We start from the raw sequence: 20,865 nt of genomic DNA on the forward strand, positions 1-20,865 counted from the left end.
ACAAAACATGCCAGTCGTCCCGGTTTGTCCAGCAACGACACACCAGTCACACAGGTCACATATTCGCAAAGAAAATTATCGTCACTCGGCAACGCAACGGTGGGAACCGTCGGTGCTCTTCTCACTCGTGATGACGGTACCGATGGCAGTCGCGGGCGCGGTGACCGGACGCCGCGCGTTCTACGGCGTCGACGTCCGGCGAGAAGCCGGCGTCAGAGGCTCTTGACCCAGTGCGAAACCCGCTGCACGACGTCCTCGCAGGTGAGACCGAGTTCGTGGTGAAGCTGCTCGCGCGATGCATGGTCCAGGAATCGTTGTGGCACACCGAGATCGCGACACGGGGTGTCGACACCTGCCGCGCGAAGAGCCGCGGACAGAGTCGAACCGATACCACCGTGCAGGCCACTGTCTTCGAGGGTGACCACCATCCGGTAGTCCTCCGCCAATTTCAGCAGCGCCTGCGGGATGGGCAGCACCCATCTGGGGTCGACGACGGCCGCCGAGACGCCGTCCTGTCGGAGTTTCTCCGCGGCGTGCACGGCCAGCGGACCGAACACTCCGACGGCCACAATCAGCACATCGCCCGTGGCACCCGACGGCTCGCTCAGTACGTCGACGATTCCGTCCAGTCTGCGTACTGCCGGTACCGTCTCGGTCACTGCGCCCTTCGGAAAGCGCAGGGCAGTGGGTCCGTCGGACGTGGCGATCGCCTCGGCCAACTCTTCTCGCAGAGTCTCGGCATCGCGCGGTGCCGCCACCTTCATGCCGGGGACGATGCCGAGCAGAGACATGTCCCACATGCCGTTGTGGCTGGCACCGTCGGCCCCGGTGACACCGGCGCGGTCCAGCACCACGGTGACCGGCAGTCCGAGCAGCGCCACGTCCATCAGCAGCTGGTCGAACGCTCGATTGAGGAAGGTGGAGTAGATCGCGACCACCGGATGCATGCCGCCCAGCGCCAGCCCGGCAGCCGACGTCATCGCGTGCTGCTCGGCGATTCCGACGTCGAACAATCGGTCGGGGAACCGCACTCCGAACGCGGCGAGACCGGTGGGCGCGGCCATCGCTGCGGTGATCGCCACGACGTCCTCGTTCTGCTCACCCTGCTCGATCAATGCCGCCGAGAACACCGAGGTCCAGTCCGGTGCCGACTTGGATCGCGCCAGTCCGGTCAACGGATCGATGATCCCGGTGGCGTGCATCTGGTCTGCGACGTCGTTCTCGGCGTGCACGTAGCCCATGCCTTTGCGCGTCACCGCGTGGACGATGACCGGACCGCCGTATGCCTTGGCTCGGCGCAATGCCGATTCCATCGCGTGCTGGTCGTGGCCGTCGACAGGCCCCAGGTATTTGATACCGAGATCGGTGAACATCACCTGCGGGCTGATGGCGTCCTTCACCCCGGCCTTCATGCCGTGCAACATCGCGTAGGCCGTGGGCCCGACGATCGGAATGCGACGAACGATACGACGACCGTTGTCCAGCACCTTCTCGTACCCGGGCTGGAGCCGCAGGGCCGCCAAATGATCGGCCAGGCCCCCGATGGTCGGGGCATAGGAGCGACCGTTGTCGTTGACGACGATCACCAGGGATCGGTCGCGGCCTGCGGCGATGTTGTTGAGGGCCTCCCAACACATTCCGCCGGTCAGGGCACCGTCGCCGACCACGGCGACGACGTGGCGGTCGGTCTCGCCCTTCAGGGCAAACGCTTTGGCCAGGCCGTCGGCGTAGGAGAGAGAGGCCGACGCGTGCGAGGACTCGACCCAGTCGTGTTCGCTCTCGACCCGTGACGGGTAGCCCGACAGGCCGCCCTGCTTACGGAGCGTGTCGAACAGACCGGTGCGCCCGGTCAGCATCTTGTGCACGTATGCCTGATGACCGGTGTCGAAGATGACGGGATCGCGCGGGGAGTCGAAGATGCGATGAATCGCCAGTGTCAGTTCTACCACGCCGAGATTGGGACCGAGGTGGCCGCCGGTAGCGGACACCTTCTCGACGAGGAACGCACGGATCTCGCGGGCCAGTTCGGCCAGCTCCGCACTGCCGAGGTCGCGCAAGTCCTCGGGCGTCTGAATTCGAGCTAGGACACCCAACGAGATCGCTCCCTCCGGCCGGAAAACACAATGGAAATTTCAGTCTACGGAGTTATCGAGCACTGCTGCTCCGCCCAGCATCGTGACGCCGACAGTACCGTCGAACGTGGAGATGCCCTGGGTCAGCCGCCCCTAACCTGGGCAGTGACGAAACGGACATCACACATACAGTGTGGCCTATGAGCAACGTGGTCGATGCCATCCTGCGCCGAGTTCACGAACTGTGCCGCGACGATACGTCCGGGCAGGTGGCGGACTACATTCCCGAGCTCGCTGCCGTCGCGCCGGACGGGTTCGGTATCGCGCTGACGACCACGGACGGTTACGTCTACGAGGTCGGCGACACTCGACTCCCCCTCACGATCCAATCGATCTCCAAGCCGTTCACCTACGCGTTGGCGTTGGCCGACCGGGGCCTGGACGCCGTGGCGCGCAAGATCGACGTCGAGCCGTCCGGTGAACCGTTCAACGAGATCAGTCTCGACCCCGTCACCGAGCGACCACGCAACCCGATGATCAACGCAGGTGCCATCACGTCGGCGTCGCTGATCGTCGGGCGAAGTGCCGAGGATCGATTCGAGCGCATTCGAGCCTCGTACTCGCGGTATGCGGGACGGTCTCTGACGTTCAACGACGCCGTCTACCGGTCGGAGGCCCGCACCGGTAATCGCAACCGCGCAATCGGGTACATGCTCCGTTCGTTCGACATCATCGACCACGATCCTGACGCCGCTGTCGATCTGTACTTCCGCCAGTGCTCGATCGACGTCACCGCCGCGGACCTCGCCATGATGGCGGCAACGATGGCCAACAACGGCGTCAATCCACGCACGCGTGAACGCGCATTGGCACCTGCACTGGTCGAACGAGTGCTGTCGGTCATGACCACGTGTGGGATGTACGACGGCGCAGGCGACTGGGTCGCGAGGGTCGGCCTGCCGGCCAAGAGTGGGGTGGGAGGCGGGATCCTGGCGGTACTTCCGGGGCAGATGGGCATCGCCGTCTACTCCCCGCGGCTCGACTCGCACGGGAACAGCGTGCGTGGAGTCGCCGCCTGCCGAGAACTCTCGACACGACTCGAACTGCACTTCCTGCACGTCACCCGAGCGGCGAAATCCTCGATCCGGCGCCGATACGTGGTCACCGAGGCACCCTCACGCAAACGGCGATCGGACGTGGAACAGGCCACCTTGGCTGCCGTGGGCGATCGCGCCCGCGTGTACGAACTGCACGGGGATCTACTGTTCTCCGGTGCCGAGACTGCCGTCCGTGAGATCGGCGACCTCGATCGGGAACTCGATGCCCTCGTCATCGATGTGCGCGGCGTCGACGAGGTCAGTGACATCGCCCGGACGATGTTCGAGGATCTACGTCAGGATCTCGCGGAGCACGGCTGTGTGGTGGGTCTGGTGGATCCCAGGGCGATCATGGGTCACACGACGTCGAGTCTCGACCCGGCGGACCCCGCGGGCCGAACCTACTCGAGCCTGGGTGCGGCCATCCAGTGGGCCGAGAATCTATTGCTCGATCGTCATTGCGCGGGTGTGCGACAACCGACCGTGGTCACCACGGCCGAGCATCCGTTGCTGGCCGGGCTGTCCGCCGCGCAGTTCGACGCGGTGACTCCGTATCTGGAGAAGCGGCACTACGCGCGCGGAGATGTGATCGTTCGCCAGGGAGATGCGGCTGCGGGCCTGTTCCTGATGCTGCGTGGTGAGGTGACGTCCACGGCCGTCGCCGCCGACGGTGGCAAGCACCGCATCACCACACTCTCCCCCGGGATGAGCTTCGGTGAGATGCCTCTGCTGATGTCGGTACCGTTCCTGCTCGACATGGTCGCCGACACACCGGTCGATCTCGTGGTGGTGTCGGCGGCGCACTTCCGGGCTCTTACACGCGACGCACCGGAGGTCAAGTTGGCGCTGCTGGAAAATCTCGCCACCGGAGCCTACGGCCAGATGGCAGCGGTGATCAGAACGCTCGGGCGGTTCGACATCGGCCTCTGACCGAACGTCGAACCGCCCGAGGCGACTGTGCGTGTGCTGTTCTCAGGCACCCAGCGTCAGCATCGTGAGCACCTCGGTGGGCTGCGCAGACCCGCCCGCGGGTTCGAGCGAGAACGCGAAGTTCGTCGACGACCCGAGACCGTCGACCACCGTGCCGTCCTCGGAGGTGAGCTGATCCTCGGTCACCACGCCGGCAGAGCGAGGTGAACCGTCCACGAACCACATTTGGTAGACGCGGCCGGGTGGTGGCTGCGGGACTCCGTCGAGATCGACGACTACCGCGTTCTGGGACAGCGAGTACGCCACGGTCGCCGAGCCGCCACCGGGGAACTCCGCCGTCACCTGTCGTGAATCGGGCGCGGCCACGATCTGATCCGCCTGAGTCGGCTGCGCATCGTTGCCCATGGTCTGGCTGACCACCACTACGCCGCCGACGGCGACGACCACCGCGGCCGCAGCCGAGACCATCGAGTACCGCCAGGCCTTCGAGCGTTCCCGCCGATGCCGGTGCAGTGGCGTGACGTTCGGTGGCAGCTTGTGGACCGTGGGCTCCTGATCGCTGACGGCGACCTGATCGAGCACCCGTTGCCGGAGGCGCTCGGGTGCAGGAGCGGCGTCGGCCGCCGCTGCCAAGGCCAGCGTCTCGTGGATCTCGCCCACGAGGACGTCGAACTGGGCGCGTGCGGTCTCGTCGACGCGCAGCCGTTCGGTCTCGATGTCGCGTCGTTCGGCTTCGGTGGTCGCGTGCAGGGCATAGACCACCGCGTCGTCGAGCAGTCGTTGTCGTGACGATTCGTTCATTGCGGGATCACCCCCAGGCATGTCTTCAATTTGATCAATCCGTCTCGTATGCGCGACTTGATGGTAGGAACCGCGACCCCGAGCCGCTCCGCAACTTCGCGATAGGTGTAACCGCTGTAATAAGCCATTCGGACCGACTCGCTCTGCGTATCGGTCAAAGTATCGAGACAGGCAACCACGGCCTCGGATTCGAGCCGCTGCGTCACCGTCTCGAGTACCTCGTCGTGCTCCGGTGTGTGACTGACTGCGCCGTACGCGGCCTCACGGTCGGTACCCGACTGCTCGCTCCGAACGCGATCGACGGCACGACGGTGCGCCAGCGTCATGATCCAGGCCAGTGGACTGCCCTGGTTCGGGTCGTAGTTCGGTGCCGCACGCCAGATCTGAAGGAAGACCTCCTGTGCGGTCTCCTCGCTGTACCCCGGGTCGCGAAGCACCCGCAGCACCATGCCGTACACCCGCGACGACGTCGCGTCGTACAACTCGGCGAACGCCGCCCGATCGCCCTGTGCGACCGACGCCATCAACCGACGGAGACGATCCGTTTCGTCGGCACGCAGGTTCTTGAGCTGTGGACTGGGAACAGCGCACACCGCATCCTCTGCCGCGTAGTTCTCCGAGGCATCGGACGTCGGCCGGTCACGGCCGGCATCCGACGATCCGGACGCATCCGACAACGGCGCGCTCATCGGAAGGTCGTCCCAACAGACGGGTTCATGATCGAGTTCATCGATCACGACACTAGTGGTCATATCGCTCTCATATCGAAACCTCCGCGTTTTCCCGCCGCAGTACATATTCGGAACAAACCGACCGGAGGATGGTTCGGAACCGAAATTCGTTTGCGGAGTTGTGGACCGCGTTTCATCCTTGGTGGAGAATCGGACAATCGCGGGGAATCGGGCGACCGGCCCACCGGAGGGAACGAGAGACATGGCGGCGATCGAGACACACGGTCTGGTCAAACGTTTCGGCACGAACATCGCTGTCGACGGAGTCGACCTATCCATCCCGTCCGGTGGTGTCTACGGCGTGCTCGGGCCCAACGGCGCAGGCAAGACGACGACCATCCGGATGCTGGCCACCCTGCTTCCGATCGACGGAGGCAACGCCCGGGTCCTGGGCCACGACGTCGCGAACGAACCGGAGGCCGTACGGCAGAAGGTAGCTCTGACAGGACAATTCGCTTCCCTGGACGAGGATCTCACCGGTACGGAGAATCTGGTGCTGCTCGCTCGACTGCTCGGCTACTCACGGCCTGCCGCCCGATCACGAGCCGAGCAGTTGCTGACGGCGTTCGACATCGCCGATGCCGGACCGCGGCAGGTCAAGACCTACTCCGGCGGCATGCGCCGTCGCATCGACATCGCCGCCAGCATCATCGTCACTCCCGAACTGATCTTCCTCGACGAGCCCACCACGGGACTCGACCCTCGCAGCCGAAACCACGTGTGGGAGATCGTCCGTGCGTTGGTCGCAGGCGGAACGACGGTGTTACTGACGACACAGTATCTGGACGAGGCCGATCAACTGGCCGGGCGTGTCGCAGTCATCGATCGAGGCAAGGTCATCGCCGAAGGGACGACGGGCGAGCTGAAGGCATCGGTGGGATCGAATTCACTGCACCTGCGAGTTCTCGAAACGTCCCAGCGAACGGCCGCTGCACGGATCCTGCGAGATCTGCTCGGCGACAACGTCACCGAGGACCCGGATCCGTTCACCGTGACCGCACGGTTGGACAATCCGGCACAGGCCGCGCCCGTGCTGCCTGCACTCGACACTGCAGGCATTCCCATCGCGTCGTTCACGCTGGGGCAACCGAGCTTGGACGAGGTGTTTCTCGCCCTCACCGGGCATGGGGCGGGAGTGGAGCCTGCAGGAACGACCCGAGGGGCGGGAGTGGAGCCTGCAGGAACGACCTATCAGGCCGGCACCACAGTCGAATCCGACCGGGAGGTTGCGTCATGACGACCGAAGCTCAGCAGTCGACGCCACAGGCGTCGACCATCATCGACGTGCTCGGTGCCGCCGGGCCTCGTCCGCCGCGTCCGTCGTCGTTGTCGACGTCGTTGAGCTTCGGGTGGCGTGCGCTGCTCAAGATCAAGCACGTACCCGAGCAATTGTTCGACGTGACGGCCTTTCCCATCATGTTCACGTTGCTCTTCACCTACCTGTTCGGTGGCGCACTGGCCGGGTCGACCGAGGCGTACATCCAGTTCCTGCTCCCCGGCATCCTCGTGCAGACCGTGGTGATGATCACGATGTACACCGGCGTGACCATGAACAAGGACATCGAGAAGGGCGTGTTCGATCGATTCCGTTCGCTGCCCATCTGGCGTCCGTCGCCCCTGGTCGGTGCGCTGCTCGGTGACGTCGTTCGCTACACACTGGCCTCGGTGATCGTGCTGATCCTCGGGTTGGTCCTCGGCTTCAGGCCGCAAGGTGGTGTCCTCGGCGTCGTGGCGTCCATCGCTCTGCTGCTGGTGTTCTCGTTCTGCCTGTCCTGGATCTGGACCATGATCGCGATGATCGTGCGCACCGAGGCCGCGGTCATGGGCGTGTCGATGTTCATCCTGTTTCCGCTCACCTTCGCGAGCAACATCTTCGTCGACCCCAGCACGATGCCCGGTTGGCTGCGCGCGTTCGTCGACGTCAACCCGGTCAGCTTCCTCGTCACGTCACTGCGCGGACTGATGCAGGGCGATGTGGACACCGGTCGGCTGGGAGTGACGCTGATGCTGTGCGCGGTGTTGCTGGCGGTGTTCGGGCCCATCACGATGCGCTTGTACAACCGAAAGTCCTAGCGCACACGGTGCGCATCGCCTCGATCACGAGGCTGCGCGTGCTCGATGCCTGCGGACCGCGTCGCGATTGGAGCACACCGTTCCGCAGTAGCGTTGCCTGCCTGTCCTCGAGGTGTCGGCGAACGCGAGCGTGCAGTCGGCGGCGGCGCAGCGATCGAGGCGAGACATTCCGCGTCCGGTCAGATGCAACGCTGTGCCGACGCTGACCAAGGCCCTGATGACGCCGCCGAGTTCGATGTTGGGATCGCGATAGTGCATGTGCCAGCCGTCGTCGGCATGGTTGGTCAGCCGCGGGTACGCCGACGCCTGTGCCAACAGCGCATTGAGCTCGTCGGCCCGGTCGTTCTCGGTGGTTGCGTCCACCACACGGGCCCAGTCACGCAGGAACTCGAGGGTGTCGAGAAGATCGGCGTCGGTTGCTGTCCAGTCCGGTACTAGGCCGGCGTCGACGCAGCGGTTGCCCAGTTCGGTCGCCGACGTGGGCGGTGAATTGAGCAGGTCGATGCCGAGTTTCACCGCATATTCGCCGTAAGGGTTGATGTGCACAAGACCATTACATCACGATGGACGCATGCACACCGAACACACCACACACACCTGGACCACTCACTCCACCCACGACACGAGCGAGGGACTCGTCGGATATCAGGGGTGCACCTGCGGCGCACAGCGCATCGTGATCGTTCCCACGCACACCTTCGCCTCGGTCGCCGAAGTTGCGTACCGGGCCTGATCGGTCGCCGCCCTCACCGACGAACGAAACGGCCGATGCATTCGACGTGGCTGGTCGAAGGAAAGGCGTCGAACGCGCGCATGTCGACCAGTTCGTATCCCGCAGCTCGATACAAGCTCACATCCCGTGCGAACGAGGCCGGATCACATCCGATGTGCACCACCGAACGCGGAGATTTGACGGCGAGGGCGTCGATCACGTCCCGTCCGGCACCAGCCCGGGGTGGATCGAGCACCGCAACCGCCACCGGCTCGGTCAACGTCTCGAACGACCGCTCGACCCGACCCGGCACGAACGAGACCTGCGGTAGATCCTGCAGCGCCGAACGGCCGTCCTCGGCGGCGCGACGGGAGAATTCGACGCTGGTGACTCGGCCGCTCGGACCCACCCGATCGGCCAGCGCGGCGGCGAACACACCGACACCGCCGTACAGATCCCACGCACCGTCACCGGCTGTGGCGTCCGCCCAGTCGCCCACCACATCGGTGTACACCTGCGGCGCGCCGCGGTGGGCCTGCCAGAATCCGGTGGCGTCGAGGGTCCACGCCCTGTTCGAGACTTGTTCGGTGACCCGACCCGATCCGATCACGGCCTTCTCCGGCCGGGACCGCGACGACGCAGCCCGACGCGCGGCCGCGCCACGACGCCCCGGCGATCGGCGTCCGGTGGGCGAGAGCTGCGCGGGCGCGATCTCCACCACGTGCCGCTCACCTTCCCCGTCGAGCACCACCTGCAGCTCGGCACCCGGCCGCCATTGCTGATCCGCCAGACCCTCGAAGGCCGCGGAATCCATTTGCGGACACGTCAGTTCGGTGACGATCGAGCTACTGCGATAGCGGTGATAGCCGGGCCGTCCGCCGGAATCGACGGCGAGTCGCACACGGGTTCGCCACCCGGTGCCGTCGCCGGACCCCGGTAGTTCCTCGACGTGCACCTCACGCTCGATTCCGGCGACGCGGCGAAGTTGTTCGGCGACGACGAAGGACTTCAGTCGCCGTCCGGCATCGGCACTCGCGTGGGAGTAATCGCAACAGCCCGAGCCGCCGGGTCCGGAGATGGGACAGCGCGCGTCCACCCGGTCCGGAGAGGCAGACAGAATCTCCACGGCATCGGCGCGACAGAACGATCCGCCCCGGTCCTCGGTCACCTTGGCCAGGACCCGTTCACCGGGCAATCCGTGACGCACGAACATCACCCGGCCGTCGTGGCGGGCCACACAGAACCCGCCGTGCCCTGGCGCGCCCAATTCGACCTCGAGCAGGAGCCCGAACCAACTCTCGCTCACTTGCCGGCCGGAGGCTCGTAGCCGCGACGCGACGCACCGGGCGCATTGCCGAGCACCTCACGCTTGGCCTTCTCGGACGACCGAAGCTGCCACGGCACGCTGGTGACCATCACGCCAGGCTGGAACAGCAGTCGGGATTTCAGTCGCAGCGCGCTCTGATTGTGCAGAACCTGCTCCCACCAGTGACCGACCACGTACTCGGGAATGAAGACCGTGACGACGTCCCGAGGCGAATCGCGGCGAACTCGCTTGACGTAATCGAGAACCGGTTTGGTGACCTCTCGGTACGGCGACTCGACGACCTTGAGCGGCACCGTGACGTCACTCGCCTCCCACTCCCTGACCAGCGCGCGCGTGTCGGCTTCGTCGACGTTGACGGTCACCGCCTCGAGTGTGTCGGGCCTGGTCGCCCTGGCGTACGCCAACGCGCGCAGGGTCGGCATGTGCAGCTTCGAGACCAACACGATCGAGTGCGTCCGGCTGGGCAGCACTCCGTCCCATTCCTCGTTCTCGAGTTCACGGGCCACGGTGTCGTAGTGCTTTCTGATCATGCGCATCAGGACGAAGATCGCCACCATCGCCACGATCGCGATCCACGCACCGGCGGCGAACTTGGTGATCAACACGATGACCAGCACCGTTCCGGTCATGCCGAGACCGACCCCGTTGACCACCCGCGAGCGCTGCATGCGCCGGCGTTGCTCGGGATCGGTCTCGGTGGCCAACAGCCGCGTCCAGTGCCGAACCATGCCGGTCTGACTGAGGGTGAACGAGACGAACACACCGACGATGTAGAGCTGAATGAGTTTGGTGACCTCGGCGCCGAACACGACGACGAAGGCGATCGCGGCACCGGACAGGAAGAGGATGCCGTTGCTGAAGGCCAAGCGGTCACCGCGAGTGTGCAGCTGGCGCGGCAGATACCGATCCTGTGCCAGCACCGAACCGAGCACCGGGAATCCGTTGAACGCAGTGTTGGCCGCAAGAACGAGGATGAGGGCCGTGACGGTGGTGATGAAGAAGAACCCGATGGGGAATCCGCTGAAGACCGCCTCCGCCAACTGAGCGATGAGCGTCTTCTGTTGGTAGCCCTCCGGCGCTCCGACGAGTTGGTCTTCGGGATCCATCGCGTATTTGATGCCGATCTTCTGCGCGAGCAGGATGATGCCCATCAGCAGTGTGATCCCGATGACTCCGAGCAGCAGCAGCGTCGTCGCGGCATTGCGCGACTTCGGCTTCTCGAATGCCGGTACCCCGTTGCTGATCGCCTCCACCCCGGTCAGTGCCGCACAACCGGACGAGAACGCTCGCGCGATGAGGAATGCGAACGCGATGCCGTACAGGTGCGAATCCTCGGCCCGCAGATCGAAGGCTGCCGATTCGGCATGGATGTCGTCGCCGAGAACGTAGACACGGAACAGGCCCCACCCCAGCATCAGGACCATGCCACCCATGAAGGCGTACGTCGGGATGGCGAACGCAGTTCCGGACTCCCGGATGCCACGAAGATTGACGGAGGTGACCAGGACGATGGCCACGACAGCGAACAGCACCTTGTGCTGGGCCACGAACGGCACCGCAGACCCGATGTTCGACGCGGCCGCCGAGATGGACACGGCCACGGTCAACACGTAGTCGACCAGCAGTGCGCTGCCGACCGTCAATCCGGCTGCGGGGCCAAGGTTGGTGGTCGCGACCTCGTAGTCGCCACCACCGGAGGGATAGGCATGCACGTTCTGTCGGTAGCTGGCCACGACGACGGCCATCACCACGCAGACGGCGAGACCGATCCACGGGGTGAACGCGACTGCCGAGATGCCCGCGACAGACAGCACCAGAAAGATCTCCTCGGGTGCATACGCAACCGACGACATGGCGTCCGAGGCGAACACCGGCAACGCGATCCGCTTGGGAAGCAACGTATGACCGAGCTTGTCGCTGCGGAACGGCTTACCGAGCACTAGCCGCTTGGCGGCAGTCGAGACCTTGGACACGCACAGAAGCGTAGGCCGTCCTCCTACGGTCGTCTCAACCACGCGCCCGAAACTGCGTCGGAGCGCACCCTCGATCCGTACGGTGGCCGATCCCCCGATACGTTGGTGCACGCCTGCCGGTCATGGCAGTGTCGGTCGGCAGTGGTCGACCATCGAGATCGGGACGGAGCTGGGCGTTGTACGTAGTTGTGATGGGATGTGGCCGCGTCGGCGCATCGCTGGCCGGGGCGCTCGAACGCATCGGACACGAGGTAGCGATCATCGACCGCGACGAAACAGCCTTTCTGCGTCTGGACCCCGACTTCGCCGGCCATCGCGTCGTCGGCATGGGGTTCGACCGAGATGTGTTGGTGAGCGCGGGAATCGAGAAGGCCGAGGCCTTCGCGGCCGTGTCGTCCGGCGACAACTCCAACATCATCTCCGCCCGCGTCGCACGAGAGACGTTCGGCGTCGACAAAGTGGTCGCGAGGATCTACGACGCCAAGCGCGCCGCCGTCTACGAACGCCTCGGCATCCCGACCGTCGCCACCGTCCCCTGGGCCACCGATCGTTTTCTGCACAACCTGCTGCGCGACGACCCCACCACCAAGTGGCGCGATCCGTCGGGCAGCGTCGCCGTCGTCCTGCTCGACTTCCACGACGCCTGGATCGGCAAGAAGCTCTCGGTACTCGAGGAAGCCACCAACTCGCGGGCCGCGTTCGTCATCCGTTTCGGCAGCGGACTGCTACCGGACAAACGAACCGTGATCCAAGCCGGTGACGAGGTGTACGTCGCCGCTGTCTCGGGAACCGTCGCCGAAGCCATTGCACTGGCGGGCAATCCGCCGCCCTCGGACGACTGATGCACGCGCGCACATTCCCCACCTCCCCCATCGACCCGAACGGGAAGCCATGAAAGTCGCTATCGCCGGAGCCGGCGCAGTCGGCCGATCCATCGCACGCGAGTTGATCCGCAGCGAACACGATGTGATGCTCCTCGAACGCAAACTCGACCACGTCGATCAGGCCGCCATCCCGGAAGCGGAATGGGTGCTGGCCGACGCGTGCGAGTTGAGTCTGCTCGAAGCCGCCCACCTCGAGAATTACGACGTGGTGATCGCTGCCACCGGTGACGACAAGGCGAACCTGGTGCTCAGCCTGCTGGCCAAGACCGAGTTCGGCGTCAATCGCGTGGTGGCCCGGGTCAACGATCCACGCAACGAATGGCTGTTCGATGCCGCCTGGGGCGTCGACGTCGCAGTCTCGACGCCGCGAATGCTCGCGTCCCTGGTCGAAGAAGCCGTGTCGGTAGGCGACCTCGTCCACCTGATGACGTTCCGCAAGGGTCAGGCGAACCTCGTCGAGATCACGCTGCCGGAGAACACCCCCCTGGCCGGCAAGCCGGTCCGCAAGCTCCAATTGCCCAGGGACGCAGCGTTGGTGACGATTCTGCGCGGCGGTCGAGTGATCGTTCCACAGCACGACGATCCGCTCGAGGGCGGCGACGAGCTGCTGTTCGTCGCGGCCAAAGAGGTGGAGAACGAACTACGCTCCGCTGTCGGCCTGATCTGACGACAGCCGATCCCGACTGCGGTCCGCGCTCGACGCAGCGTCGAGCGCGCGATCGGCAGCACGCACGGCCCAGAGCGTGACCAACAGCGCCACCCCTGTCAGCGGCCAGCCCATGCCGATGCGGGCAACGGCGAGCCAGCCCGTCTGGTCGGAGTCGTAGAGCTGCGACTGAACGATGTATCGAGCGCCGAACACCGATGCCCAGGCGATGGTGGCCACGTCGTAGTAGCGCACAGCCGACCGGTGGCCACGCCACGACGTTCCCTTGCCGTTGAGGTATCCCCAGATGATGCCGACCAACGGCCAGCGCGCGAGCACCGACAACACGAAAGCCGCACCGTAGGCGAGCGAAGTGTAGATGCCGAACAGGAAGTAGCCCTTGGCATCTCCCGTCCGGTATGCGATGAACGCGCAGATCCCGACTCCGAAGAATCCCGAGATGGCGGGTTGAATGGGGCTGCGACGAACCAACCGCCACACCAACACCGCGGCGGCAACTCCCAGAGCGGACCAGAGGGCGACCGACAGGTTGACGTAGCTGTTCACAGGAACGAAGACGACGACGGGCAAGGTGGAGTAGACGAGCCCGCTCAGGCCGCCGAGCTGTTCGAGGACGGTGGGAGCCACCTTCTCGACGCGGTCCGTGTTCGACGCGTCGGTTGTGAGTTCCGGCGTGTTCGATGTCGGCGTGGGCGGCACGGAATCGTCACTGTTGGTCACGACAACGAGAGTGCCATACCGGCGACGATCAGCTGTCGTCGCGCAGTTCGTAATAGGGGTTGTAGACGATCTTGCGTCCGTCGCGTTCGCCGACACGTCCGCGCACGAGCAGAGTCTTGCCGGGTTCGATACCGGCGATCTTGCGGCGCCCGATCCAGAGCAGCGTCACCGTGTCGGTGCCGTCGAAGAACTCGGCTTCGATGTTCGCATTGGCCGCCTTCGAACAGGCTTCGACGCTGCGCAACCGACCGAGCATGGTCACTTCCTCGCCTCGCAAGCAGTCGCACGCTCGCCGAGCCCCGGAGGCTTCGGAGGTTTCGGCCATCTCCTCGGCATCGAGTTGATCGATGTCCTCTGTCAACTTCCGCGTCAGGCGGCGAAAGTATCCTGCGGCAGCGGGTGCCATTGTGCGCTCCAGCGGTGGGGGTCGTTCCCTCGTCAGGGTGGGTACTTCGCCACTGTAGACCCCAAGTGTCACGCTGACCAACCGCCGCTACGGAGGTGTCGGAAGGCGTGCACAATCGTGTCGTGCACAGCCGATTCGACACCCGCACTGCGATCGTTCTACCGGGAACGGGGTCCGATGCCCGGTTCGCCGCCGACGCGTTCTCGGCCGCATTCGAGAGTGTGGGATTGACCACCATCGCGGTCGAACCCGACCCGGCCGCGGTGGTCGAGAGCTACCTGACCGCCCTCGACGACGCCGCGCACCGACACGGACGCGTCGTGATCGCGGGGATATCCCTCGGGGCCGCGGTAGCGGTTCGCTGGGCCGCGGCCAACGCATCGAACACTGCGGCTGTTGCACTCGCGCTCCCGGCGTGGACCGGAGACCCGGCAGGCTCCCCCGCGGCCCTGAGCGCGGAGTTCACCGCTCGATCCCTGCGTGAACAGGGGCTCGACACCGTCACCGCGGCAATGGCCGCGTCGAGCCCGCCGTGGCTCGCGCGCACGCTGCGGAGGTCATGGGCTGCCCAGTGGCCCGCGCTTCCGGACGCGCTGGACGAGGCGGCTCGGCACCGCAGCCCCGAACTCCACGAGCTCGCTCGGCTGGAGCTGCCTGCCATCGTCGTGGGAGCAGTGGACGACGCGGTCCATCCGATCGAGGTGGCTCGACAGTGGGCGCGGGCGCTACCGAACTGCGCGCTGCGTACCGTGACCCTGGACGACATCGGACGCGACCCGGGATGCCTCGGCCGAGCGGCGGTCGACGGTCTCGACGGTCCGCAGGCTCAGCCGCCCAGCTGCTGAATCGCCGATCCCGACGCGCCCCGACGCGGCGCGCGGTCACGCTCGGCGGCGGTCGGCTGCGGCGTCGAATCCTGCTGCGGCACAACAGGTTCTGCGGTGGGTACCGCGGCCTGGGGCTGCGCGGCCTGTTGCGCAGCGTTCTGCTGAGCTGCCGCCTGCTGCTGCGCGGCTGCAGCAAGTTGCTCGGCCAGTACCTGCGGCAACACCACCGGCAACGGGGTCCGAACGGGATGCGGCTCGGTACCCCGATCCACCACGGTCTGCCGAAGGATCGTGTGCGCCAGCCGCACGAGCGGTTGGCCCTCGCCCACCGCACCCGACGGACCCGCCAGCACGCAGCGGACCATCCAGCGATAGCCGTCGACTCCGATGAAGCGCAGGTCGGCGTTGGCCGTGACACCGAGGAGTTCGCGTCCCCACGGACCCGTCTCGACTGTCGTCTCGGCCTTGTCGTTGCGCAGAGACGACGCCAGATCGGCTGCCACCTCGCGCCACTGACCGGGCGATTTGGGTGCCGCGTAGGCAGCGATGGTGATGCGCCCGAACTGCGTCACGATGTGCACTGCCTGCGGGCTACCGGCCTGCGACATCTCGACCTGGAGTTGACCGCCCTCCGGCAGCGGAATCAGCACCGAGCCGAGGTCGAGTCGCGTCTTGGCGACGGTCTCGCGATCGTCGTCGAGGTCCTCGAGATCGTGGGGCCCGTCTGCGGTCGTGTCCGCGGCCTCGACACCGTCGTCTTCGTCTTCGACGCTGTCGACGAATGGCTCCGCACCGGGCGCGGAGGCACTGCCGGCGTCGTTCTTCTTACGCCGTCCGAACATGTTCAGCTCTCTTCTTCTCGGTTGCTTCCACTGTGCCTGCCACCGGTGAACGTCGTGGCGGAACTCACTGCTTCAGACTCGCATGGCCGCCGGTCGAACCGTGACCACCGGCCCCTCGAACGGTGTCGTCCAACTCGTCCACCTCGACGAACGTCACCAACTCGACTCGCTGCACGATCAGTTGGGCGACGCGGTCGCCGCGCTCGAGTTCGATCGGAGTGTGCAGGTCGTGGTTGATCAGACAGACCTTGATCTCCCCGCGGTAGCCGGCATCGATGGTGCCCGGGGTGTTGACCACCGACAGGCCCGACTTCGCCGCCAACCCCGATCGCGGATGCACCAGCCCGACGGTTCCCAACGGGAGAGCGATCGCGATTCCGGTCCCCACCAGGACGCGTTCGCCCGGTGCGATGGTCACCGGAGCCGTGATTCGCAGATCCACGCCCGCATCACCGTCGTGCGCACGCGTCGGCACCGGAAGCTCGGGATCGAGTCGGCGTACCAGGACCTCGGACACCGGATCGGAAGGCAGGCACGGGATGGTGGGTCGATCGACGGATGGTTCGCTGCCGGACTCGGTGACTTCGTCGCTCACGTCGTACGAGACTACGCTGGCCGGCTTCCGTCTCGGTGTGGCGACTACCCTGGGACTCGTGACTGCAGATCGACAGGCCGAACACGCGTCGGAGTCCGGCGACTCCACTCCCCACACGGGTTCCTCAGCACCCGCGAACTCCGTGCTGTACTCGGAGCGACTCTGGGTGCCGATCTGGTGGTGGGCGGCGGGTGCGGCCGTGGCGGTCTTGCTGGCTGCGGAGATCCACATGGGTGCGCCGGGCATCAGGGCCTGGCTGCCCTATGTCGTGTTGCTCCCACTGATCGCGTGGGCGTTGTTCGCCTTCAGCAGGCTGCGCGTCGAGGTGGGCACCGGAGCGACCGGCACCGAGTTACGCGTCGGGTCTGCTCATCTGCCACTCGATGTGGCATCGAAGGCCGCGATCGTTCCCGCGACAGCAAAAAGTGCGGCGCTGGGAAGGCAACTCGATCCACTGGCCTTCGTGCAGCACCGCACCTGGGTGAAGCAGATGGTGATCGTGGTCCTCGACGACCCGGACGATCCGACGCCCTACTGGCTGGTCAGTACCAAGCGCCCCGAAGAGCTGCTGGCAGTCCTGACCGCGCACGGCGTCGAAGCGCGCTGATTCACCCGTCGATCGACGGTCGGAACCGTCGACACAGACCTGACCCGCTGGATCAGGTCTGTGTGGAAAAGGTCACGCCGCGCAGTCGCGGCACATCAGTACACCGTTGGCGTCGCTAGCCAGCCGGCTGCGGTGATGGACCAGGAAGCAGCTCGAGCAGGTGAACTCGTCGGCCTGCTTGGGAACGACCCGAACCGACAGCTCCTCGCCGGACAGATCTGCACCCGGAAGCTCGAACGACTCCGCGGTGTCGGATTCGTCCACGTCCACCACGGCGGACTGAGCCTCGTTGCGTCGGGCCTTCAGTTCTTCCAGCGAGTCCTCCGACACATCGTCGGATTCTGTTCTTCTCGGTGCGTCGTAGTCGGTTGCCATTGTCTTCGTACCCCTCATCTTCGTGCGTGTGTGTGGTGAAAGCTGCCGATGTGGTCGGCTTGTGGCCGTCGGCTGTGAAGAGGGCGCTTGCTCGCTCCCACCGATGTTCGTATCTGTTCAAACCGTTCGTCGTCGCGCGGTGCCCGAAACTACACCGGGTAGTTCCCAGAACTCGCCGGTTGAAACCCGATCGAGACCTCGCTCACCTGATCGATCGTGCACCGGTGTCCGATTCTTGAAGCACCGCGGCCGCCAGACAATAGCCGAAGCCGGTCGCAAAGCAGAAACCGAATCGCCGACTGGTCCTTCACCTGGCTGCACGCCGCAACAACACCGGGATGGGCGGCTTCATTCCTTGCATCGCAGAACACTTCTCGCCCCCGGTTTCGGGCTCCGAATCGGGCGTCGCGCACGGGATCGGAGTAGGTGCCGGCCGAGTGTGCCGCCCCCACCGACCGCGGGCATCTACAGTAGGCACCGCGTCGGTGTGAACCGACTCTGTGGACCGGTCTCGGCAACTGCCGACGGAAAGGCGAAGATCACCGTGGTTTCTCTGATCACCGAAGGCCATTCGGTCGACGGTCGAGGTCGTCCGTTCCGTCGACGCCGCGCGTTTCCGATGATCGCGGTCTTCGCCGTGCTGGCCCTGCTCGGAGTGCTCGTGTGGGTCAAGGTGTTCACCACCTCCGAAGCCGCCTCCGCAACGGCCGAATGCAACGTGCCCACCACCACCGCCGCGACGGACGGGACGCAGCCGGCACCTCTCGGCGAAGAAGTGGACCCGACGACACTGCTCGACGTCGAGCCTGCGGCCCTGTCCGCATCGAAAGTGCGCGTCTTCAACGCGAACGGTGAGCGCGGACAGGCAGCTCTCGTCGCCGCCCAGCTCATCGATTACGGTTTCGCCAGCGCACCGGACGTCCAGGTCGGCAACGATCCGGTCTACGTCGATCAGAACATGCAGTGCCAGGGCCAGATTCGGTTCGGCCCGGCCGGCCTGGCGGCGGCCAGTGCCGTGTCACTGGTCGCGCCGTGCGCCGAACTGATTCAGGATGCCCGCGCCGACGACTCGGTCGATCTGGCTCTCGGTACCTACTTCAGCGAGATCCAGCCCAACGACGACGCCGAGGAAGTGTTGCGCACGCTCGCCGGTACCGCACCCGGTGCCGCCCCTGCGCCACTCGACGCCGATCTGCTCTCGGCAGCACGCGAATCGCGCTGCTGACCGACCGGCGGCGCGTCAGCCGGGTATCGGATCGAGTGCACCCGCGCTGCGCAGTACCGCCAGGAAGGCGTTCGAGACCCCTGGGGCAGCGGCCACCGTCACCGCACCCTGAGCGCTGGTGCTGTCGGCAGCAGGCAGCCTGACCGTCGCGCCAGCCTCGGCTGCGATCAGCCCACCCGCCGCCCAATCCCACGGACTGAGCCCGTGCTCGAAGTGTGCGTCGACAACTCCGGACGCGACCATGCACAGATCGAGCGCAGCCGAACCGATCCGGCGGATGTCACGCACCTGAGGCAGCAGTTCGGAAATGATCGCGCCCTGCACCGCGCGACGACCGGATCCGTAGCCGAATCCGGTGGCCAACAACGTCATCGACACATCGGTGACACCCGAACAGTGCAGCTGCTCCTGGGTACCGTCGGCTCGCTCCACCGTCGCCCCGCGCCCAAGAGCGGCCGAGTAGACGAGCTCGCGGGCGACGTCGACCACGGCCCCCGCAACACTGACACCGTCGATCTGAACCGCGACCGACACCGCGTACGCCGGAATTCCGTACATGAAATTCACGGTTCCGTCGATCGGGTCGAGCACCCACCGCACGCCGTCGAGCGAGTCGTTCTCGCTGCCTTCCTCCTCGCCGAGAACGGCATCCTGCGGCCGAAGCCGCGCCAGCAGCTCGCGGAGGACGCTCTCGGTTTCGGTGTCCACGATCGTCACCGGATCGGTCGGCGTGCTCTTCGACTGCACCGCGCCGTCACCTTCGATCGGTTCGCCGCCGAAGACCTCCGGGCGGCGTCGCCTGACGTGCTCGGCGGCTCGCGTCGCGACCCGTACGGCGACCTCGCGCAGCACGTCCACCTCGCGGGTGTTCGATCCCTCTGCTGCCACCTGCTCTTCCGGCAATTGTGTACTGGCGGTGTCGGTCTGCGATCGGTCTGGTTTCGGCACACGTACATCGCAACACACACCGACGTTCGAGCACCACCGCAGCGACCGCCGGTGACGTCACCGTCCCACGAACGCCGAAACACACTATTGTTCGGAACCGACGGCATCACACGGATTCGATCACGCCAGGAGCGGCATCCACATGACACAGGCAGGTTCGGACAACACCACCGCTGCGGCGGCGCGCCACGGGTTCGGCGTCGACGTCGGCGGCAGCGGCATCAAAGGCGGAATCGTGGACTTGAGCACCGGTGAGCTCGTCGGCGACCGCTACAAGATCGAGACGCCGCAACCGTCGACCCCCGATGCCGTCGCGCGCACCGTGGCCGAGATCGTCGCGCACTTCGAGTGGACCGGCCCGGTGGGCGTCACCCTGCCTGCAGTGGTGACCAACGGTGTCGCTCGCTCGGCCGCCAACATCGACAAGTCCTGGATCGACACCGACGCCCGCGCGCTGTTCGCGAAAGCCATCGGCACCGAGAACGTCACCGTGCTCAACGACGCGGATGCAGCCGGAGTGGCCGAGGACAAGTACGGCGGCGGCAAGGGCAGGGACGGCGTCGTCGTGCTGTTGACGTTCGGCACCGGGATCGGTTCGGCCGTGCTGCACAACGGCGTTCTGCTTCCCAACACCGAATTCGGCCACATGGAGATCGACGGCAAGGAGGCCGAGCATCGTGCGGCGTCGTCGGTGAAGGAGAACCAGGGCCTGTCCTACAAGGAGTGGGCCAAGGAGGTCTCGAAGGTTCTCGAGACGTTCGAGGCGCTGCTGTGGCCGGATCTTTTCATCGCCGGCGGCGGCATCAGCCGCAAGAGCGAGAAGTGGATTCCGCACCTGACCAATCGCACACCCGTGGTTCCGGCAACCCTGCTGAACACTGCCGGGATAGTCGGTGCCGCACTCGCAGCGGACTCCGCCGTACCGTCCGCCGAGACCGGTACGTCCGCCGGATCGCTGGACTGACACGCGGGTTGCCACCTGCGTAGGGCGAGGGTCGGTAACAAACTCCTGAGAGGTCGTTACAATGGTGTGTGCCGGTACGCAGCCGGCCG

At 65.7% G+C, this 20,865-nt stretch carries 22 protein-coding genes; 10 read left to right on the forward strand and 12 right to left on the reverse strand.

The genetic code is table 11. The features are described 5' to 3' along the window. Positions 1-212: 212 nt before the first annotated feature. Positions 213-2,093, reverse strand: a complete 1,881-nt coding sequence (gene dxs / locus CH283_RS20000) for a 1-deoxy-D-xylulose-5-phosphate synthase (protein ID WP_094642007.1) — start codon at positions 2,091-2,093, stop codon at positions 213-215. Positions 2,094-2,272: 179 nt separating this feature from the next. Between dxs and glsA the strand changes: the two genes are divergently transcribed. Then, positions 2,273-4,099, forward strand: coding sequence for a glutaminase A (glsA, locus tag CH283_RS20005; protein WP_094642009.1), 1,827 nt, complete (start codon positions 2,273-2,275; stop codon positions 4,097-4,099). Between the two features lie 42 nt (positions 4,100-4,141). Here glsA and CH283_RS20010 read toward each other — a convergent pair whose 3' ends face one another. Both CH283_RS20010 and CH283_RS20015 read right to left on the reverse strand, forming a co-directional pair. Beyond that, the gene (locus tag CH283_RS20010; protein ID WP_094642011.1) at positions 4,142-4,900 is read right to left on the reverse strand and encodes an anti-sigma factor; all 759 of its coding nucleotides are present in this window, start codon (positions 4,898-4,900) and stop codon (positions 4,142-4,144) included. Next, entirely contained in the window at positions 4,897-5,652 is a 756-nt protein-coding gene (locus CH283_RS20015) for a sigma-70 family RNA polymerase sigma factor (RefSeq protein WP_094642013.1), read from the reverse strand. Before CH283_RS20015 ends, CH283_RS20010 begins: the two co-directional genes overlap by 4 nt. 181 nt (positions 5,653-5,833) lie before the next feature. On the opposite strand from CH283_RS20015, the gene CH283_RS20020 reads away from it, so the two are divergent. Next, positions 5,834-6,868 (forward strand): ATP-binding cassette domain-containing protein, encoded by a 1,035-nt coding sequence (locus tag CH283_RS20020; RefSeq protein ID WP_094642015.1) that lies wholly within the window; start codon positions 5,834-5,836, stop codon positions 6,866-6,868. Further along, entirely contained in the window at positions 6,865-7,704 is an 840-nt protein-coding gene (locus CH283_RS20025; RefSeq protein ID WP_068050632.1) for an ABC transporter permease, read from the forward strand. Before CH283_RS20020 ends, CH283_RS20025 begins: the two co-directional genes overlap by 4 nt. Positions 7,705-7,728: 24 nt before the next feature. Here CH283_RS20025 and CH283_RS20030 read toward each other — a convergent pair whose 3' ends face one another. Continuing rightward, positions 7,729-8,250: a CGNR zinc finger domain-containing protein gene (locus CH283_RS20030; RefSeq protein WP_176460467.1), complete on the reverse strand. Its 522-nt coding sequence runs from the start codon at positions 8,248-8,250 to the stop codon at positions 7,729-7,731. A gap of 25 nt (positions 8,251-8,275) precedes the next feature. Here CH283_RS20030 and CH283_RS28405 point away from each other — a divergent pair, with 25 nt between their 5' ends. Then, positions 8,276-8,437, forward strand: a complete 162-nt coding sequence (locus tag CH283_RS28405) for a hypothetical protein (RefSeq protein ID WP_176460468.1) — start codon at positions 8,276-8,278, stop codon at positions 8,435-8,437. Positions 8,438-8,450: 13 nt separating this feature from the next. Here CH283_RS28405 and CH283_RS20035 read toward each other — a convergent pair whose 3' ends face one another. Both CH283_RS20035 and CH283_RS20040 read right to left on the reverse strand, forming a co-directional pair. Continuing rightward, positions 8,451-9,722, reverse strand: coding sequence for a class I SAM-dependent RNA methyltransferase (locus CH283_RS20035; protein ID WP_094642017.1), 1,272 nt, complete (start codon positions 9,720-9,722; stop codon positions 8,451-8,453). Further along, complete coding sequence (locus tag CH283_RS20040; protein ID WP_094642019.1) at positions 9,719-11,716, reverse strand: APC family permease; 1,998 nt, start codon at positions 11,714-11,716, stop codon at positions 9,719-9,721. Before CH283_RS20040 ends, CH283_RS20035 begins: the two co-directional genes overlap by 4 nt. A 176-nt stretch (positions 11,717-11,892) precedes the next feature. Here CH283_RS20040 and CH283_RS20045 point away from each other — a divergent pair, with 176 nt between their 5' ends. Further along, positions 11,893-12,558: a potassium channel family protein gene (locus tag CH283_RS20045; protein ID WP_037190085.1), complete on the forward strand. Its 666-nt coding sequence runs from the start codon at positions 11,893-11,895 to the stop codon at positions 12,556-12,558. 49 nt (positions 12,559-12,607) lie between these two features. Beyond that, complete coding sequence (locus CH283_RS20050; protein ID WP_068050636.1) at positions 12,608-13,267, forward strand: potassium channel family protein; 660 nt, start codon at positions 12,608-12,610, stop codon at positions 13,265-13,267. Here the strand turns inward: CH283_RS20050 and CH283_RS20055 are convergent. Together CH283_RS20055 and CH283_RS20060 are read right to left on the reverse strand one after the other, a co-directional pair. Beyond that, positions 13,241-13,894, reverse strand: a complete 654-nt coding sequence (locus tag CH283_RS20055; RefSeq protein ID WP_068050641.1) for a DUF3159 domain-containing protein — start codon at positions 13,892-13,894, stop codon at positions 13,241-13,243. The two genes, CH283_RS20050 and CH283_RS20055, sit on opposite strands and share 27 nt — an antisense overlap. A 121-nt stretch (positions 13,895-14,015) precedes the next feature. Further along, complete coding sequence (locus tag CH283_RS20060; protein ID WP_068050637.1) at positions 14,016-14,393, reverse strand: OB-fold nucleic acid binding domain-containing protein; 378 nt, start codon at positions 14,391-14,393, stop codon at positions 14,016-14,018. 122 nt (positions 14,394-14,515) lie between these two features. Here CH283_RS20060 and CH283_RS20065 point away from each other — a divergent pair, with 122 nt between their 5' ends. Further along, a complete protein-coding gene (locus tag CH283_RS20065; RefSeq protein WP_255183273.1) occupies positions 14,516-15,238 on the forward strand; it encodes an alpha/beta fold hydrolase in 723 nt (240 codons plus the stop codon). Here CH283_RS20065 and CH283_RS20070 read toward each other — a convergent pair. Next, positions 15,220-16,062, reverse strand: coding sequence for a DUF3710 domain-containing protein (locus CH283_RS20070; protein ID WP_068050638.1), 843 nt, complete (start codon positions 16,060-16,062; stop codon positions 15,220-15,222). The genes CH283_RS20065 and CH283_RS20070 overlap by 19 nt on opposite strands. Positions 16,063-16,126: 64 nt before the next feature. Next, entirely contained in the window at positions 16,127-16,579 is a 453-nt protein-coding gene (gene dut / locus CH283_RS20075) for a dUTP diphosphatase (RefSeq protein ID WP_094642394.1), read from the reverse strand. Between the two features lie 220 nt (positions 16,580-16,799). On the opposite strand from dut, the gene CH283_RS20080 reads away from it, so the two are divergent. Continuing rightward, complete coding sequence (locus CH283_RS20080; protein WP_068050644.1) at positions 16,800-17,264, forward strand: DUF3093 domain-containing protein; 465 nt, start codon at positions 16,800-16,802, stop codon at positions 17,262-17,264. 72 nt (positions 17,265-17,336) lie between these two features. On the opposite strand, the gene CH283_RS20085 is transcribed toward CH283_RS20080, so the two are convergent. Next, positions 17,337-17,639 carry a DUF4193 domain-containing protein gene (locus CH283_RS20085; protein ID WP_027496891.1) on the reverse strand — a complete coding sequence of 101 codons (303 nt, stop codon included), beginning with the start codon at positions 17,637-17,639 and terminating at the stop codon, positions 17,337-17,339. Positions 17,640-18,183: 544 nt separating this feature from the next. Here CH283_RS20085 and cei point away from each other — a divergent pair. Further along, a complete protein-coding gene (cei, locus tag CH283_RS20095) occupies positions 18,184-18,864 on the forward strand; it encodes an envelope integrity protein Cei (RefSeq protein ID WP_068050645.1) in 681 nt (226 codons plus the stop codon). A gap of 15 nt (positions 18,865-18,879) precedes the next feature. Here cei and CH283_RS20100 read toward each other — a convergent pair whose 3' ends face one another. Then, the gene (locus CH283_RS20100) at positions 18,880-19,767 is read right to left on the reverse strand and encodes an inositol monophosphatase family protein (protein WP_373454780.1); all 888 of its coding nucleotides are present in this window, start codon (positions 19,765-19,767) and stop codon (positions 18,880-18,882) included. Between the two features lie 187 nt (positions 19,768-19,954). Here CH283_RS20100 and ppgK point away from each other — a divergent pair, with 187 nt between their 5' ends. Next, positions 19,955-20,776, forward strand: a complete 822-nt coding sequence (gene ppgK / locus CH283_RS20105) for a polyphosphate--glucose phosphotransferase (RefSeq protein ID WP_068050646.1) — start codon at positions 19,955-19,957, stop codon at positions 20,774-20,776. Positions 20,777-20,865 lie beyond the last annotated feature (89 nt).

It is taken from the genome of Rhodococcus sp. 05-2254-2 (assembly GCF_002259095.1).
In the GTDB taxonomy this organism is placed as follows: Bacteria; Actinomycetota; Actinomycetes; order Mycobacteriales; family Mycobacteriaceae; genus Rhodococcoides.